This window comes from Nocardioides sp. dk884, assembly GCF_009557055.1.
Classification (GTDB): domain Bacteria; phylum Actinomycetota; class Actinomycetes; order Propionibacteriales; family Nocardioidaceae; genus Nocardioides.
This window is the reverse complement of record NZ_CP045649.1, coordinates 2,240,455-2,257,213: the sequence shown is the minus strand read 5'-3', so window position 1 is coordinate 2,257,213 and position 16,759 is coordinate 2,240,455. Positions and strand designations below refer to the sequence as shown.

Here is a 16,759-nt window from a genome sequence, read left to right as displayed (position 1 = left end):
TGCACGACCAGCACCGCCAGGGGCCGAACGCCCGGGGACCCGCCCCGGAACCGCCGCAGCGCACTTCCCTCATGAACGAAGGAGAACGTGATGCATCAGCTCATCACGCGGCTACGGAAGGGCTCGCGCACCGCGCTGGGCTCGACCCTGGCCACGATCGTGGCGCTGCCACTGGGTGCCACGGTCGGCCTGGGGCTCAGCGCCTCGGCGGCCCAGGCCACAGCGCCGGAGAAGACGTCGTCCGCGTCGGCCAAGGCCTCGGAGCGACCGACCCCGAAGGCTGCGAAGGGCGAGAAGGGGAAGCAGGGCCGCAAGGCGCTGCGCGAGTCGGTGCCGCTCGGCGCCGCCGTCCCGTGGACCGCGGACGCCGCAGCCGAGGCCGAGGCCGACGAGCAGTTCGACGCGCTGGTCTTCTCCAAGACCGCTGCGTTCCGCCACAGCAACATCGACGAGGCGACCGCCGCCATCCAGCAGCTCGCGACCGAGAACGACTTCACGGTGACCACCACCGAGGACGGTGCCGCCTTCACCGACGCGAACCTCGCGCAGTACGAGGTCGTCATCTTCCTCTCCACGACCGGTGACGTCCTCAACGAGACCCAGCAGGGCGCGTTCGAGCGCTACATCCAGGGCGGCGGCGGCTTCGCCGGCATCCACGCGGCCTCCGACACCGAGTACTCCTGGCCCTGGTACGGCGAGCTGGTCGGCTCCTACTTCGCCAACCACCCGCCGGGTACGCCGACCGCGACCGTCAAGGTCGAGGACCCCGCGCACCCCTCCACCGCGGGCATCGAGCCGCGCTGGGAGCGCACCGACGAGTGGTACAACTACCGCACCAACCCGCGCGGCGACGTGCACGTCCTGGCCTCGCTGGATGAGAGCACCTACGCCCCGGGCGCCGGCGCGATGGGCGTCGAGCACCCGATCGCCTGGTGCCAGGACTACGACGGTGGCCGCAGCTGGTACACCGGCATGGGCCACACCGAGGCCTCGTTCACCGACCCGAAGTTCCTGGGCCACGTCCTCGGCGGGATCAAGACCGCCGCGGGTGTCCTGCCCTCGGACTGCAGCGCCACGCTCGAGGACAGCTTCGAGAAGGTCGCGCTCGACGAGAACACCTCCAACCCGATGGAGCTCGACATCGCCGAGGACGGCCGGGTCTTCTACATCGACCGCAACGGCGCCGTGCGCATCATCCAGCCCAACGGCACCGTGGTGACCGCCGGCACGATCCCCGTCTACACCGGTCAGGAGTTCGGCCTGCTCGGGATCGCACTCGACCCCGACTTCGCCACCAACAACTGGGTCTACTTCTACTACTCGCCGCCGGGCACCGAGGCTCTCGACCGGGTCGCGCGGTACACGATGTCGGGCAACACCCTGCAGCTGGACTCGGCGACGACGATCCTCGACGTACCCACGCAGCGCGAGCAGTGCTGCCACGCGGGCGGGTCGCTGGAGTTCGACAACGACGGCAACCTGTACCTCGCCACCGGTGACAACACGAACCCCTTCGACTCCGGCGGTTACACCCCGATCGACGAGCGTCCCAACCGCAGCGCCTGGGACGCACAGCGGACCTCGGGCAACACCAACAGCCTCAACGGCAAGATCCTGCGCATCACGCCTCTGCCCGACGGCGGCTACTCGATCCCCGCGGGCAACCTGTTCGACGAGGACCAGGACACCACCGAGAAGACCCGTCCCGAGATCTACGCCATGGGCTTCCGCAACCCGTTCCGCATCGGCCTGGACGAGCAGAACAACAACATCCTGGTCGCGGACTACGGCCCGGACGCGGGCGCGGTGAGCGCCACCCGTGGGCCCAACGGCCGCGTCGAGTGGAACATCCTCGACGAGCCGGGCAACTACGGCTGGCCGTACTGCGTCGGTGACAACACGCCGTACCACGACTACAACTTCGCCAACAGCACCGCCGGCGCGGCCTTCGACTGCGCCAACCTGGTCAACGACTCGCCCCACAACACGGGCCTGACCAACCTGCCGCCCGCCAAGCCGGCGGTCATCTGGCAGAGCAACAACGCCGCCATCACCGGCACCCCGGAGATCGGCGCCAGCGGCGCCCCGATGACCTCGGGCACCTACTCCTACGACCCCGACCTGGTCTCGGACCGCAAGTGGCCGGAGTACTTCGACCGCAAGGCCATCTGGGCGGACTGGAACAACAGCCGCCTCTTCACCGTGCAGATGAACCAGAACGGCACCAACTACACCGACATCAACCGGTTCCTGCCGAACCTGCCGATGATCCGCCCGCACGCCCTGCAGTTCGGGCCGGACGGTGCGCTCTACATGATCGAGTGGGGCAGCGGCTTCAACGGCAACAACACCGACTCCGGCGTGTACCGGATCGACTACGTCGAGGGCAACCGCGCCCCGATCGCCAGGGCCACCGCGGACCCGACCTCGGGCCCGGCGCCGCTGACCGTCCAGTTCGACGGCAGCGGGTCCTTCGACGCCGACACCGGTGATGCGACAGGCCTGACCTACGCCTGGGACTTCGACGGTGACGGCACCACCGACGCCACGACCCCCACCGCCAGCTTCACCTACGCCGAGGCCGGCAACTACACGGCCCGGCTCACGGTGACCGACGAGGGCGGCCGCTCGGGCACGACCAACATCGACATCGTCGCCGGCAACACCGCTCCGACGGTGGAGCTGACGCTGCCGGTGGACGGCGGGTTCTTCGAGTTCGGCGACTACCTGCGCTACGAGGTCGAGGTCACCGATCCCGAGGACGGCACGATCGACTGTGACCGGGTGACCGTCCAGCCCGGTCTGGGGCATGACGAGCACTCCCACGACTACGAGCAGTACGACGGCTGCAGCGGCACGCTCGCGCTGCCCGGCGACTCCGGTCACGTCGGTGCCAACATCTTCGGCACCATCAAGGCCACCTACACCGACAACGGGGCCGGCGACGCCGGCGCCCTGACCGGCGTGGACGGCATCATCTTGCACACCAAGCACAAGGAGGCCGAGTACTTCGACGCCACCGGACGTACCGGCAACGGGACCGGCGGCACCCCCGGCGTCGAGGTCCAGACGACCACCGACACCGGCGGCGGTCAGCACGTCACCGGCGTCGAGACCGGCGACTGGTTCCGCTGGGACGTCATGAACCTCACCGGCATCACCGGCGTCACGATGCGCGCCGCCTCGGCGACCGCAGGCGCGACGTTCGAGGTCCGCCAGGGCTCGCCGACCGGCACCACCATCGGCACCTTGTCGGTGCCGAACACCGGCGGGGCCCAGACCTACCAGGACGTCTCCACGACGTTCACCGGCGCCACCGACACCAGCGGCGAGCTCTACTTCGTCGCCACCACCGGAGGGGCCAACGTCAACTGGCTGCAGTTCAACGGCCGCGGCGTCACCGACAACCGGCCGCCGACCGTCTCGATCACCGCCAGCACGACCACCGGTGAGGCACCTCTGCCGGTCGAGTTCACCAGCACGGTGAGCGACCCCGACGAGGACACCCCGATCACCTACGCGTGGGACTTCGGCGACGGTGCGACCTCCACGGAGTCCTCACCCAGCCACACCTACACCACGCCGGGACGCTACGTCGTGGAGCTGACCGCCACCGATGCGCGCGGGGCGAAGACCTCCCGCACGCTCGAGATCGTCGTCACCCGGCCTTCTGACACCTGCTTCAGCGGGCGCTCTGACGACTTCGTGGGCGACTCCCTCGACACCGAGCGTTGGAACCGCAGCGTCCGGGTCGACCAGTCCCTGACCGTCGCCGGCGGGGTGCTCAACATCCCGATCACCGCGACCGACATCTACCAGACCACCAACACGACGCCGAACATCGTCCTGCAGGACCTGCCGTCCGGCGCCTTCGAGGTCACGACCAAGGTCACGCTGCCGGCCACCCGCGCCTACCAGCAGGCCGGTCTGGTCGTCTACGGCAACGACGACAACTACCTCAAGCTCGTCTACTCCGGCCGCTCGAACGAGCCGAACAAGGCGAACAACGTCATCCAGATGGCCAAGGAGGTCAACGCGTCCGCGACGGAGACCAACTCCGCCAACCTCGGCGCCGACTTCCCCGACACCGTGTGGCTGCGGCTGAGCAGCACCGACGGCAACGTCGTGTCCGGCTCCTACAGCAGCGACGGTGAGACCTGGACCGACGTCGCCTCGACGCGCGACCTCACCGGCATCACCGCGCCCAAGGTCGGGCTCCTCGCCCTGGGCAGCCAGACCGCCTCGACGGGCATCTCCGCCAGCTTCGACCACTTCACCCTCACCCCCGACGACACGGCCGAGCCGTGCGGCGGCACCGGGTGCCTGGTCGAGGAGTTCGACGGCAGCGCCCTGGGCTCCGCCTGGGACGTCGTGCGGCCCAGCGGCAACCTGGAGGTCTCGGACGGCACGGTGAACATCCCGCTCGAGGCGACCGACCTCTACCAGGGCACGAACACCGCTCGGGACCTGGTCCTCACCGACCTGCCCGAGGGCCCGTTCGTGGTCACGACCAAGGTCAGCGCCCCGATCGACCGGTCCTACCAGTCGGCCGGCCTGCTGATCTACGGAGACGACGACAACTACATCAAGCACGTCTTCCAGGGCCGCAGCGACCAGCCGGACGCCGCGTCGAACATCATCCAGACCGCCAAGGAGCTCGACGGCACCGCCGCCGAGACCAACACCTCCGGCCTCGGCGAGGAGTTCCCGGACACCGTGTGGTTGCGCCTGACCAGCGAGGACGGGACCGACGTCATCGGCTCCTACAGCGCCGACGGCGAGACCTGGACGGAGATGTCGGCGGGCTACGACCTGAGCGGCATCACCGACCCGCGGGTCGGGCTGCTGGCGGCGGCCAACACCACCGCCGGCGCCGGCATCACGGCCTCCTTTGACTGGTTCAACCTCGGGGCGGAGACGCCCTGCGAGCCGGGCGAGGAGCCGGGCGAGGACGAGACCGCACCGCAGGTCGACGCCACGGTCCTCGGCTCGTACGCCGGTGAGGTCACCGACCTCTCCGGGGGCAGCATCGGCGGGGAGGCCACCCTGGTCTCCGCAGCCGACGGCACGGGCTACACGACCACCGCGACGCTCGAGCTGACCGGGCTCGACCCGGGCCAGCGCTACGAGTCGCACCTGCACGTCGGCACCTGTGGCGGCTTCGAGGGCCACTACCGCGACGACCCGGACGGAGCGGGCACCCCGCCCAACGAGCTCTGGCCGACCAACCCGGGCTGGCAGCCCGGCTCGGACGACCCGCGCATCAAGCCGGCGGCCGATGGCACGTCCTTCGCGACGGCCACCGTCCCGTGGGCGCCGCGGATCGAGGGCCGCTCGCTGGTCGTCCACCGCGAGGGAGCGATCGTCGGCTGCGCCGACCTCGCCCTGACCGGTGCCGGCACGGTCGTGCTGGACGCGTCGGACGAGGTCGGGGTGACCTCCTTCACCTACACGGTGGACGGCGGCGCCGAGACCGAGTACGACGAGCCGTTCCGGATCACCGAGCCCGGCACCCACGTGGTGGCCTACACGGCCACCGACGCGGCGGGCAACGAGACGACCGGCGAGTTCGAGGTCGTCGTCCCGGAGACCGACGAGGCCCCGGCCCCGACGGTGAGCATCACCACGACACCGGCGGCCCCGAACGGGTCCGCGGGCTGGTTCACCTCCCCGGTGACCGTCGCCCTCACGGGTGCCGGTGGCAAGGGCGAGCTGGACATCGAGTACCGCCTCGGTACGGGCGCCTGGGTTGCCTACACGGCGCCGGTGCGGGTGACCAAGGACGGCGTCACCCGGGTCGAGGCCCGGGCGACCGACGAGGACGGCACGGTCTCGGAGATCGCGACCACGACTGTCCGCATCGACGCCACCGCACCGACGATCAAGGTCACCGGCGTCACCGCGGGCACGAAGATGAGCGTCGCGGCGACGCGCACCGCACGGGTCACGGCCACCGACGCCACCTCCGGGATCGCCTCCCGGGTGATCCGGCTCAACGGCAAGGTGGTGGGCTCCCCGGTCCGCCTCGACGCGATGCGGCTGCGCACCGGCACCCACCGGCTCGCGGTCACGGTCACCGACAAGGCCGGCAACCGGCAGACGCGCACGGTCACCTTCCGGGTGGTCGCGACGTACGCCGGCGCGAAGCAGCTGGTCAAACGCCTCGACCGGGAGAACACGATCAGCGCCCGGCTCGCCACGTCGCTCACCACCGCGATGAACGCCGCCCAGCGCGCCGATCGTCGCGGCCAGGAGCGTCAAGCGCGCCAGGCCCTGACCAGGTTCCAGTCGCTCGCCACGGGCGTGCGCAACGCCCCGGCCAAGGCTGCGCTCACCGATGTCGCGCGCCAGCTGAAGAAGCAGCTGTAGGCGCACGACGAGGAGAGAGGAGAACGTCCGCAGATGGGGTCCCGGCCAGGCGGTGTCGTGAGGTGCCGCAACCGACGGATCGCAGGTTCGGCCCTGCGACCCGGCCGGTGGCCGGGCCCCCGTCAGGGCGGGGGAGCGGCGTCCTCGGGACGTCGCTCCCCGCGACCGGTGCCGGGACAGCGCGCTGTGTCCCGGCACCGGCTCGCACCCCTGGAGGCGCCGCCCGCACCACGTCCGTCAGCTTTCCGCAACCGACCGATGCCCCGCCCGTGAGATAGAGGAGCCACCCATGCCACGCCCCATCACCCTGTTCACCGGCCAGTGGGCCGACCTGCCGTTCGAGGAGGTCTGTCGCCTCGCCTCCGAGTGGGGCTACGACGGCCTCGAGATCGCGTGCTGGGGCGACCACCTCGACCCCTGGCAGGCTGCCGAGGACGACGCCTACGTGCAGGGCAAGCTCGACCTGCTGGAGAAGTACGGCCTCAAGACCTGGGCCATCTCCAACCACCTCAAGGGCCAGGCCGTCTGCGACGACCCCATCGACGGCCGCCACCAGGCGATCCTCCCGGCCCAGGTCTGGGGCGACGGCGACCCCGAGGGCGTGCGGCAGCGCGCGGCCGAGGAGATGAAGCTGACCGCCCGGACGGCGCAGCGGCTCGGCGTCGACACGGTCATCGGCTTCACCGGTTCGTCGATCTGGAAGTACGTCGCGATGTTCCCGCCGGCCACCGAGGACATGGTCGCCGCGGGGTACCGCGACTTCGCCGACCGGTGGAACCCCATCCTCGACGTCTTCGACGAGTGCGGGGTCCGCTTCGCCCACGAGGTGCACCCCTCCGAGATCGCCTACGACTACTGGACGACCGTCGCCACGCTGGACGCGATCGGGCACCGCGAGGCGTTCGGCCTCAACTGGGACCCCTCCCACTTCGTGTGGCAGGACCTCGACCCGGTCGGGTTCATGTGGGACTTCAGGGACCGGATCTACCACGTCGACTGCAAGGACGCGAAGCGCCAGGTCGGCAACGGCCGCAACGGCCGGCTGGGCTCGCACCTGCCCTGGGCCGACCCCCGCCGGGGCTGGGACTTCGTGTCCACCGGGCACGGCGACGTGCCCTGGGAGGCGTCGTTCCGGATGCTCAACACGATCGGCTACGACGGCCCGATCTCGGTGGAGTGGGAGGACGCCGGCATGGACCGCCTCGTCGGCGCTCCGGAGGCGCTGGAGTTCGTCCGACGCCTCGCCTTCGACCCGCCGTCGGCCGCTTTCGACGCCGCCTTCTCGGCGTCGTGAGGTGGTCGTGACGTGACCCTCGTGCTGGGCATCGACTCCTCGACCCAGTCCACCAAGGTGGTGCTCGTCGACGCCGACGACGGCACCGTGGTGGAGTCCCGGGCGGCCGCCCACCCGCCCGGGACCGAGGTCGACCCCCGCGCGTGGCTCGCGGCGTGCGACGCAGCCGTGAGGCCGCTGCTGGAGCGGGCGGCCGCGGTGTCGGTGGCGGGCCAGCAGCACGGCATGGTCGCCCTCGACCTCGACGGCGAGCCGGTGCGCGACGCCCTGCTGTGGAACGACGTGCGCTCGGCCGCCGCCGCCCGCGACCTGGTCGCCGAGATGGGTGGGGGACAGGCCTGCGCCGAGGCGGTGGGCAGCGTGCTCGTCGCCTCGTTCACCTCCACCAAGCTGCGCTGGCTCCGCGACCACGAGCCCGCGGCCGCCGGGCGGGTCGCGGAGGTGCTGCTCCCGCACGACTACGTGTCCCGTCACCTCGCCGCCCCGGGCACCCGGTCGTTCACCGACCGCGGCGACGCCTCGGGGACCGGCTACTTCGACACCGCCCACGGCCGGTGGCGTCCCGACCTGCTGAAGGCGGCCCTGGGCCACGAGGCGGCCGTGCCCGAGGTGGTGCCGGGCGGCGCCGTCGCCGCCCACACGCGCGCCGGGGCGGTGCTGGCGGCCGGCACGGGGGACAACATGGGCGGGGCGCTCGGCATGGCGCTCGCGCCCGGCGACGTCCTGGTCTCGATCGGCACCAGCGGCGTCGCCTCGGCGCTGAGCCGAGACCCGGTGGCCGACGGCACCGGCACGGTGACGGGCTTCGCGGACGCCGGCACCGGCTTCCTGCCGATGGTCACCACCATGAACGCCGCCGGGATCCTGGACCTGCAGGCGCGCTGGCTCGGCGTCGACCACGGCGAGCTCGCCCGCCTCGCGCTCTCGGCTGACTGGGGCTCGGGCGGGCTCACCGTGCTGCCCTACTACGGCGGCGAGCGCACGCCCGACCGTCCCGACGCGGTCGGCGTCTGGCACGGCCTCACGCCCGCGACGACCCGGTCCGACCTGGCACGCGCGGCCTTCGAAGCGCTGCTCTGCGGGCTGGCGGACGCCGTCGACCGGCTGGTCGCCGCGTCCGGGGTCGAGCCCTCCCGTGTGCTCCTGGTCGGCGGGGCCACCCGCAGCGCCGCCCTCCGTGCCCTGGCACCCGCGGTGCTGGGCCGGGCGGTGGCCTTCCCCGCGCCTGGGGAGTACGTCGCGCTGGGCGCCGCCCGACAGGCCGCCTGGGCGCTGGCCGGCACCGGCGCCCCGCCGACGTGGCCGCGCAGCGGGCTCGAGGAGCGACCGCCCCCGGCTGAGGAGGAGCGCGAGCGCGGTGCCGCCGTGCGGGCGGCGTACGCGTGCCTGCGCGAGCGGACCTGAGTTAGCCCCCCACCCCCCACCAGGACGCGAGGTACAGCAGATGACGAGCGACCAGAGCAGCACGCACGACCGACCGGCACGCACGGGGGTGTGGTTCGTGGGCGCCCACGGCTCGGTCGCGACCACGGCGGTCGTCGGTGCACTGGGGATGCGCCACGGGCTCGCACCCACCACCGGCATGGTCACCGAGCTGCCCGAGCTCGGCTCCGAGGGCCTCCCGGCCCTGGACAGCCTGGTCTTCGGCGGCCACGACGTCGTCTCGCCGTCCCTGGCCAAGAAGGCCGAGGCGCTGGCCAGCGGCGGCGTGCTGCCGGCCGCGCTCGTCGGGGCCGTGGCCGCCGAGCTCGCCGCGATCGACGCCGACGTGCGACCCGGCTACGTGGCAGGGGAGGAGCCCGTCGCCGTGGCGGTCCGGAGGCTCGCCGCGGACCTCGTGGCGTTCCGCGAGCACCACGACCTGGCCCGGGTGGTGGTCGTCGACGTGGCCAGCACGCAGCCACCGGTCGCCGACCCCGAGAGCCTGCGCAGCCTCGAGGACCCGCTGCCGGGCGCGGCGGTCTACGCCCTCGCGGCCTTCGAGGCCGGCGTGTCGTACGTCGCGTTCACCCCGAGTCCCTGCCTGCGGCTGCCGGTCGTGGTCGAGGCGGCCGCGCGCAGCGGGCTGCCGTACGCCGGGTGCGACGGCAAGACCGGGGAGACGCTGGTGAAGTCGGCGCTCGCCCCGATGTTCGCCGCCCGGGCGCTGGAGCTGCGCTCCTGGGCCTCGGTCAACCTCCTCGGCGGCGGCGACGGGGCGACGCTGGCCGACCCCGAGACCGCACGTAGCAAGACGTCGGCCAAACGCAGTGGCCTGGACGCCATGGTCGGCCACCCGGTCCCCGGCCCGATGCACATCGACCAGATCGAGGACCTCGGGGAGTGGAAGACCGCGTGGGACCACGTGCGGTTCGACGGCTTCCTCGGCACCCGGATGACCCTGCAGTTCACCTGGCAGGGCTGCGACTCGGCCCTGGCGGCGCCGCTCGTGCTGGACCTGGCGCGCCTGGTCTCCGCGGCGCACGCGGCCGGACGGTCCGGGGCGCTGCCCGAGCTCGCGTTCTTCTTCAAGGACCCGGTGGGCGGCACCGAGCACCGGCTCGCCGAGCAGTGGCGCGACCTCGTGGCCTGGCGCCAGGGGCTGGACCGGTGAGCGGGCTGCCCGCCGCCCGCGACCTCGCGGCGCTCGTGCGGCTGCCCGCGGCGCTGACCGTGCCCGGCGACGCCTGGTCCGGGGCGGCCTGGTCTGCGGCACCGCCGGCGAGCAGCGGCGCGCTGATGCCGCTGGGGTCCACCCTCCTCTACTGGTCCGGGATGGCCCTCAACGACTGGGCCGACCGGGAGGTCGACGCCGTCGAGCGTCCCGAGCGGGTGATCCCGTCGGGCCGGGTGCCGGCGCGGACCGCTCTCGCCCTGGCGGGGGCGCTCGGCGCGGCGGGACTCGCCGTGACCGCCGTCGTGGGCGGGCGCCGCGCGCTGCGGATCAGCGTGCCGCTCGCCCTCCTCGTCGTGACCTACGACGTGCTCGCCAAGGACTCGCCCGCCGGCCCGCTGGTGATGGCCGCGACCCGCGGTCTCGACGTGCTCCTGGGGGCGGCCGCCGCTCCGGGCGCCGCGGTCGCGCCCGCGGCGTCGGTCGCGGTGCACACGGCCGGGATCACGCTTCTCAGCCGCGGCGAGGTCCACGGCGCCGAGCCGGGAGCGGCGCTCGCGGCGCTGATGGGCACCGGGGCCGCGGCCGGCGTGCTGCTGACGACGACGTGGCGCGACCCGGCGGCGAGCGCGGCAGATCGCTGCGCGGCCGCGGGGCTCGCGAGCGTGTACGCCGCCGTCGTCGGCGGGGCCCAGGCGCGCGCCGTCGCGGACCCCGACGACGCCGCCCGGGTGCGGGCCGCCACTGCCGCCGGCATCGGCGGGCTGACCCTCCTCCAGGCGGCGTGGCTCACCGCGCGGGGACGCATCGCGGGCGCCCTGATGGTCGCCTGCGCGGGCCCGCTGCTGCGCCGGGCCGCCCGGACGGTGAGCCCGACATGACGCTTCGTCTCGGCTACGGGCTGAACGGCTTCGCGGGCCACCGCCTCGCCGATGCGTGCGCCGTGGTCGCCGGCCTCGGCTACACCGGCGTCGGCCTCACCCTCGACCAGCCGCACTTCGACCCCTTCGGCGACCTCACCGGGCAGGTCAGCCACGCCCGCCGCTGTCTCGAGACCCACGGGCTCGCCTCGGTCGTCGAGACCGGCTCGCGCTACGTGCTGGACCCGTGGCACAAGCACGAGCCCACCCTGGTCAGCAGCGCCGGTCGCGAACGGCGGGTCGACCTGCTGCGCCGGGCGGTGCGGATCGCCTTCGAGCTCGGCTCCGAGGCGATGTCGTGCTGGTCGGGCACCGCTCCCTCGGACGTCGGGACCGCCCAGCTGTGGGCCCGGGTGCTCGACGGTCTCGGGCCGGTGCTCGACGACGCCGCCGCCCTCGGGGTCACGGTGTGCGTGGAACCGGAGCCAGGGATGTTCCTCGCGACCCTCGACGACGTGCTCGAGCTGCGCGCCCGGCTCGGGCACCCCGAGCACCTGCGGGTCACCCTCGACCTCGGGCACCTGGTGTGCAACGAGCCGCGCCCGCCCGCCGCCACGGTGCGCCACGCGGGACCGCTGGTGGCGAACGTGCAGGTCGACGACATGGTCCGCGACGTGCACGAGCACCTGGAGCTCGGCACCGGCGAGCTCGACCTCGACGCGGTCCTCGCGGCGCTCCTCGACACGGGGTACGCCGGGCTCGCCTGCGTCGAGCTGCCCCGCCACTCCCACGCCGCGCCCGCGGTCGCCCGGTCGTCGATGGCGGCGCTGCAGGAGTCCCTGGCGCGCATCGGCGCCGACGCCCACGTCCCCGGAGGTGCCCGATGACCCTCGTCCACCCGCTCGTCGCGCCGGAGCGGCTGCGCGCCGCCCTCGGCGCCGACGCCGTCTGCGGCCTCGAGGACATGCTCGCCACCCTGGCCGACGACCCCCTGAGGCTCGGCCGGCTGTTCCCCGGCGCCGCCCGGCGTACCGCGCGGGGAGTCCTCGACGACCACCACCGCGTCGAGGACGCCGTCCGCGTCGAGCTGGTCGGCGCGGCTGCCGCCCGTCTCGATCCCGAGACCCTCCTGGCGGAGCTGGGTGACCTCTACCGCCACGGCGACGCCGACGAGAAGCGGGCGGTCGTCCTCGCACTCGGCGTCCTCGCCGAGCCGCGCATCGACGCGTCGAGCCTGTTGCTCGACGCGCTGCGCACCAACGACGTGCGTCTGGTGGCCGCCGCGATGGGACCGCACGCCGACCGCCTCGCTCCGCACGACTGGCGCCACGGCGTCTTGAAGTGCCTCTTCGTCGGGGTCCCGCTGAGCGCCGTGGACCGGCTCGCCGACCGCACCGACGCCGAGCTGGCGGCCATGGTCCGCCGCTACGCCGACGAGCGGGAGGCCGCCGGCCGCCCGGTGCCCGACGACGCCGTCCGACTGCTCGCCGCGACCGCCTCGACCACCGACCCGGAGGGCTGACATGCGTATCTTCGATCCCCACATCCACATGAGCTCGCGCACGACCGACGACTACGAACGGATGCACGCGGCCGGTGTCCGGGCCCTGGTCGAGCCGTCGTTCTGGCTGGGGCAGCCGCGCACGAGCGTCGGCTCGTTCACCGACTACTTCGACGCGTTGGTGGGCTGGGAGCGGTTCCGGGCCGCCCAGTTCGGGATCACCCACCACTGCACGATCGCGCTCAACCCGAAGGAGGCCAACGACCCCCGCTGCACAGCGGTCCTCGACGTGCTGCCCCGCTACCTCGACAAGGACGGCGTGGTCGCCGTCGGCGAGATCGGCTTCGACTCGATGACGGCCGCGGAGGAGGACTCCTTCCGCCACCAGCTCGGCCTGGCCGTCGAGTTCGGGCTGCCGGCCATGGTGCACACCCCGCACCGGGACAAGGAGGGCGGCACCCGGCGCACCCTCGACCTGGTGGAGGAGGCCGGCGTCGACCCCGGCATGGTCGTGGTCGACCACCTCAACGAACGCACCGTCGCGCCGGTGGACGAGCGGGGCTGCTGGATGGGGTTCTCCATCTACCCGGAGACCAAGATGGACCCGGACCGCATGGTCCGCATCCTCCAGGAGCGTGGGACCGAGCGGGTGCTGGTGAACTCGGCCGCCGACTGGGGTCGCAGCGACCCGCTGCTGACGCGCGCCACCGGCGAGGCCATGCTCGCCGCCGGGTTCAGCGACGACGACGTCGACCGGGTGCTGTGGCGCAACCCCGTGGAGTTCTTCGCGCAGAGCGGGCGGCTGCTGCTGCCCGACGACGATGCCGATACCCGCGCCCCCGCCGCGGACGCCGCATCGACGTTCGAGGGGAACTCGGTGCTGCGCGGCGAGCGGGTCGGCTGATGCGGTTGCGGCACCCGGACGGCACGGTCGTCCACCTCGGGTACGGCACCAACGTGCTGCCCGCCGAGGACGTCGACGGCCTTGTCGCGCAGGCGGTGGGGATGGGCGGGCGCATCCGCCGGGCCCTCGCGCAGCGGCCGGAGGTCCCCGGCGCGTCCGCGTGCGTGGGGCTCGGGCTCTGGCTGCCCGCGGCGGCGGCACACCGCCTCGCCGCCGACCCCGCCGGCGTACGACGGATCCGCGACCGGCTGGCCGAGCACGGGGTCGAGGTCGTCACCGTGAACGCCTTCCCGTTCGCAGCCTTCCAGGGCGCGGTGGTCAAGCACTCGGTCTACCTGCCGACCTGGGCCTCCACGGAGCGTCTCGACTACACCCTGGGGGCGGCCCGGGTGCTGGCCGGCCTGCTGCCTGACGACGCCGACCACGGCTCGATCTCCTCGCTGCCGTTCGCGTGGCGTACGCCGTGGAGCGGCGAGGACCAGCACCGGGCCGAGGCCCAGCTCGCCGGGCTCGCCCGAGGGCTCGCCGAGATCGAGGACGCGACCGGTCGCCGCGTCGTGGTCGGCCTGGAGCCCGAGCCCGGGTGTGTGGTCGAGACAGTGGAGGAGGCCGTCGACCGGTTGGCCGAGGTCGACCGCGACCGGATCGGCGTCTGCCTCGACCTGTGCCACCTCGCCGTCGGTTTCGACGACGCGGATCGGGCGCTCAAGCTGCTGGACGAGGCAGGCCTGCGGGTGGTCAAGGCCCAGCCGGCGTCCGCGCTCGTGGTCGACGACCCCGCCGACCGGGCGGCGCGCACCGCCCTCGCGTCGTACGCCGAGGACCGGTTCCTGCACCAGGTGCGCCAGGCCCGCCCCGACGGGCGCCCCCTTGCCGCGCGGGACGACCTGCCCGAGGCGCTCGACGGCCCTGACCCGCTGGCCGTGGACGCGCCGTGGCGCGTGCACTTCCACGTGCCGGTGCACGCCGACCCACGACCACCGCTGCGCACCGGACGCGCGGAGCTGCGGGCCTCCCTGGCCGCGCTCCTCGGCGGCCCCACCGCCCGGGTCGCGCACCTCGAGGTCGAGACCTACACCTGGTCGGTGCTGCCCGGCGGCCCGCCCGCCGACGACGACGCGCTGGCCGCGGGTCTCGCGGCCGAGCTCGCCTGGGTGCACGCCGAGCTGGTGGGCCTCGGCCTGACCCCGATCTGACCACCCCGCGGAGGACCTCATGGACAAGCTGCTCGTCGCCGACGTCGTCGGCCTCACGCCCGACCTGCTCCAGCACATGCCCCGGCTGCGGAGGCTGGCGGACACCGGCTCGTCGGCGGCGCTCGACCCGCTGCTCCCGGCCGTCACCTGCAGCATGCAGTCGACCTTCCTCACCGGACTCCCGCCGGCCGGGCACGGCATCGTCGGCAACGGCTGGTTCTTCCGCGACCTCGGCGAGGTCTTCCTGTGGCGCCAGCACAACCGGCTGGTGCAGGGGGAGAAGGTCTGGGAGACGATCCGCCGCCACGTCCCGGGCTACACGGTCGCCAACGTCTGCTGGTGGTACGCCATGGGCGCCTCGACGGACTGGACGGTCACGCCCCGTCCCATCTACTACGCCGACGGCAAGAAGGCGCCCGACTTCTACGCCCGGCCGCCGCAGCTGCACCACGAGCTGCGCGAGGAGCTCGGCGAGTTCCCGCTCTTCCAGTACTGGGGACCCACGGCGTCCCTGCGCTCGACGGAGTGGATCGTGGGGGCGGCGCGGCGCCTCATGCCGCGGGCCGACCTGACGCTCGCCTACCTCCCGCACCTGGACTACGACCTCCAGCGCTACGGTCCCGGCACACCCGAGGCGACCCGGGCGGCCGCCGACGTCGACAGGGCGCTCGCGCCGCTGCTCGACGACGCCGAGCGGTGCGGGGCGCGGGTGGTGGTGCTGTCGGAGTACGGCATCACCCGGGCCGACACCCCGGTCGACGTCAACCGGGTGCTGCGTGCGGAGGGCCTGCTGGAGGTCTACACGCAGGACGAGATGGAGTACCTCGACCCGTGGGCCTCGCGTGCCTTCGCGGTCGCTGACCACCAGGTCGCCCACGTGTACGTCGCCGACCCCGCCGACCTCGAGCGGGTGCGGGCGGTGTGCGCTGGCCTGCCGGGCGTCGCCGAGGTGCTGGACCGCGGCGGTCAGGCCCAGGTGGGCCTCGACCACGAGCGGGCCGGTGAGCTGGTGCTGGTCGCGGAGCCGACGGCGTGGTTCACCTACTACTACTGGGACGACGACGACCGGGCCCCGGACTTCGCCCGCGGCGTGGAGATCCACCGCAAGCCCGGCTACGACCCCGCCGAGCTGTTCTTCGACCCCGCTGACCGCCTGGTCAAGGCCCGAGCAGCGCTCACGCTCGCGCGCAAGACGGTGGGGCTGCGCTACGCGATGAAGGTGGTGCCCCTCGACCCGGCACCGGTCCGCGGGACGCACGGGCGTCTGCCCTTGCGCGACGAGGAGGGGCCGATGGTGCTGTGCGACCGGCCCGGGGTGTTGGGCGAGCGCCTCGCGGCCACCGGGGTGCGCGACCTCCTCCTCGACCTGGTCGGCGTGGGCTCCACGGCACCGGTGGCGTGATGGGCCTCGTCATCTCCGCCACCGACCACGACGGCGCCGCCCTGTCCCCGCTGTTCCGGGCGCTTGTGCTGCCACCCCTGGTGCTGGCGGTCTGGTTGCTGGTCTGGCTGGTGGTCTGGTTGGGCGGGGCGCCCGCGCCGCCGGCCGCGGCCCACGCCTCGCTCGTCTCCTCCGACCCGGCGGAGGCGAGCCTGGTCGAGACGCTCCCGTCGCGGGCGGTGCTGAGTTTCACCAGCCCGATCCTCGAGGTCCACGAGCTCACCGTGACCGGGCCGGACGGCGACGTGGTCAACGGCGAGGCGACCCTGGCCGAGGCCGACGTACGCCAGAACCTCTGGGCGGGCCCTGACGGGGACTACGTGATGGTCTACGACGTGGTGGCCGCCGACGGCCACGAGATCAGCGGCGAGGTGCGCTTCGAGGTGGGCCCGCTCGCGGCGCAGGCGCCCGCGGCAAGCGGGCCGGACGGTAGCGACGCCACCGGGCCCCGGCTCTGGGAGCAGCCGAGCCCACTCCTGCTCGCCGCCGGCCTGGTCGTCCTGGGCGTGGGTGGGTCGGTGCTCGTGCGCAGGCGGCGGGCGAGCGGGCCCTGAGCCTGCTGCCGCGCGCGGGACAGCCCCGACTGCACCGGTGCGCGCAA

11 protein-coding genes are annotated in these 16,759 nt (G+C 73.3%); all 11 read left to right on the top strand.

What is annotated here, in order from left to right:
- Positions 1-90 precede the first annotated feature (90 nt).
- The 11 genes from GFH29_RS10925 (at position 91) to GFH29_RS10875 (ending at position 16,712) form a co-directional block, all read left to right on the top strand.
- Positions 91-6,369 (top strand): ThuA domain-containing protein, encoded by a 6,279-nt coding sequence (locus GFH29_RS10925; RefSeq protein ID WP_153323569.1) that lies wholly within the window; start codon positions 91-93, stop codon positions 6,367-6,369.
- Positions 6,370-6,658: 289 nt separating this feature from the next.
- Entirely contained in the window at positions 6,659-7,663 is a 1,005-nt protein-coding gene (locus GFH29_RS10920; RefSeq protein WP_153323567.1) for a sugar phosphate isomerase/epimerase family protein, read from the top strand.
- A 12-nt stretch (positions 7,664-7,675) separates the two neighbouring features.
- Positions 7,676-9,067: a xylulokinase gene (gene xylB, locus GFH29_RS10915; protein ID WP_153323565.1), complete on the top strand. Its 1,392-nt coding sequence runs from the start codon at positions 7,676-7,678 to the stop codon at positions 9,065-9,067.
- Positions 9,068-9,107: 40 nt separating this feature from the next.
- Positions 9,108-10,256, top strand: coding sequence for an inositol-3-phosphate synthase (locus GFH29_RS10910; protein WP_153323563.1), 1,149 nt, complete (start codon positions 9,108-9,110; stop codon positions 10,254-10,256).
- Entirely contained in the window at positions 10,253-11,137 is an 885-nt protein-coding gene (locus GFH29_RS10905) for an SCO3242 family prenyltransferase (RefSeq protein ID WP_228387434.1), read from the top strand. The genes GFH29_RS10910 and GFH29_RS10905 overlap by 4 nt, the downstream gene beginning before the upstream one ends.
- Positions 11,134-12,003 (top strand): sugar phosphate isomerase/epimerase family protein, encoded by an 870-nt coding sequence (locus GFH29_RS10900; RefSeq protein ID WP_153323561.1) that lies wholly within the window; start codon positions 11,134-11,136, stop codon positions 12,001-12,003. Before GFH29_RS10905 ends, GFH29_RS10900 begins: the two co-directional genes overlap by 4 nt.
- Positions 12,000-12,638, top strand: a complete 639-nt coding sequence (locus GFH29_RS10895; protein WP_153323560.1) for an EboA domain-containing protein — start codon at positions 12,000-12,002, stop codon at positions 12,636-12,638. The genes GFH29_RS10900 and GFH29_RS10895 overlap by 4 nt, the downstream gene beginning before the upstream one ends.
- Position 12,639: 1 nt before the next feature.
- On the top strand, positions 12,640-13,521 hold the full coding sequence (locus tag GFH29_RS10890) for a TatD family hydrolase (protein ID WP_153323558.1): 882 nt from the start codon (positions 12,640-12,642) through the stop codon (positions 13,519-13,521).
- The gene (gene eboE, locus GFH29_RS10885; protein ID WP_153323556.1) at positions 13,521-14,717 is read left to right on the top strand and encodes a metabolite traffic protein EboE; all 1,197 of its coding nucleotides are present in this window, start codon (positions 13,521-13,523) and stop codon (positions 14,715-14,717) included. Before GFH29_RS10890 ends, eboE begins: the two co-directional genes overlap by 1 nt.
- Before the next feature lie 19 nt (positions 14,718-14,736).
- The gene (locus tag GFH29_RS10880; RefSeq protein ID WP_153323554.1) at positions 14,737-16,119 is read left to right on the top strand and encodes an alkaline phosphatase family protein; all 1,383 of its coding nucleotides are present in this window, start codon (positions 14,737-14,739) and stop codon (positions 16,117-16,119) included.
- Positions 16,119-16,712, top strand: coding sequence for a copper resistance CopC family protein (locus GFH29_RS10875; protein WP_153325748.1), 594 nt, complete (start codon positions 16,119-16,121; stop codon positions 16,710-16,712). Before GFH29_RS10880 ends, GFH29_RS10875 begins: the two co-directional genes overlap by 1 nt.
- Positions 16,713-16,759 lie beyond the last annotated feature (47 nt).

Coding starts and splice junctions, on each gene's coding strand:
- GFH29_RS10895 (WP_153323560.1), top strand. CDS start 12,000: ATGACCCTCGTCCACCCGCTCGTCGCGCCGGAGCGGCTGCGCGCCGCC.
- GFH29_RS10890 (WP_153323558.1), top strand. CDS start 12,640: ATGCGTATCTTCGATCCCCACATCCACATGAGCTCGCGCACGACCGAC.
- GFH29_RS10910 (WP_153323563.1), top strand. CDS start 9,108: ATGACGAGCGACCAGAGCAGCACGCACGACCGACCGGCACGCACGGGG.
- GFH29_RS10880 (WP_153323554.1), top strand. CDS start 14,737: ATGGACAAGCTGCTCGTCGCCGACGTCGTCGGCCTCACGCCCGACCTG.
- GFH29_RS10875 (WP_153325748.1), top strand. CDS start 16,119: ATGGGCCTCGTCATCTCCGCCACCGACCACGACGGCGCCGCCCTGTCC.
- GFH29_RS10920 (WP_153323567.1), top strand. CDS start 6,659: ATGCCACGCCCCATCACCCTGTTCACCGGCCAGTGGGCCGACCTGCCG.
- GFH29_RS10925 (WP_153323569.1), top strand. CDS start 91: ATGCATCAGCTCATCACGCGGCTACGGAAGGGCTCGCGCACCGCGCTG.
- GFH29_RS10900 (WP_153323561.1), top strand. CDS start 11,134: ATGACGCTTCGTCTCGGCTACGGGCTGAACGGCTTCGCGGGCCACCGC.
- eboE (WP_153323556.1), top strand. CDS start 13,521: ATGCGGTTGCGGCACCCGGACGGCACGGTCGTCCACCTCGGGTACGGC.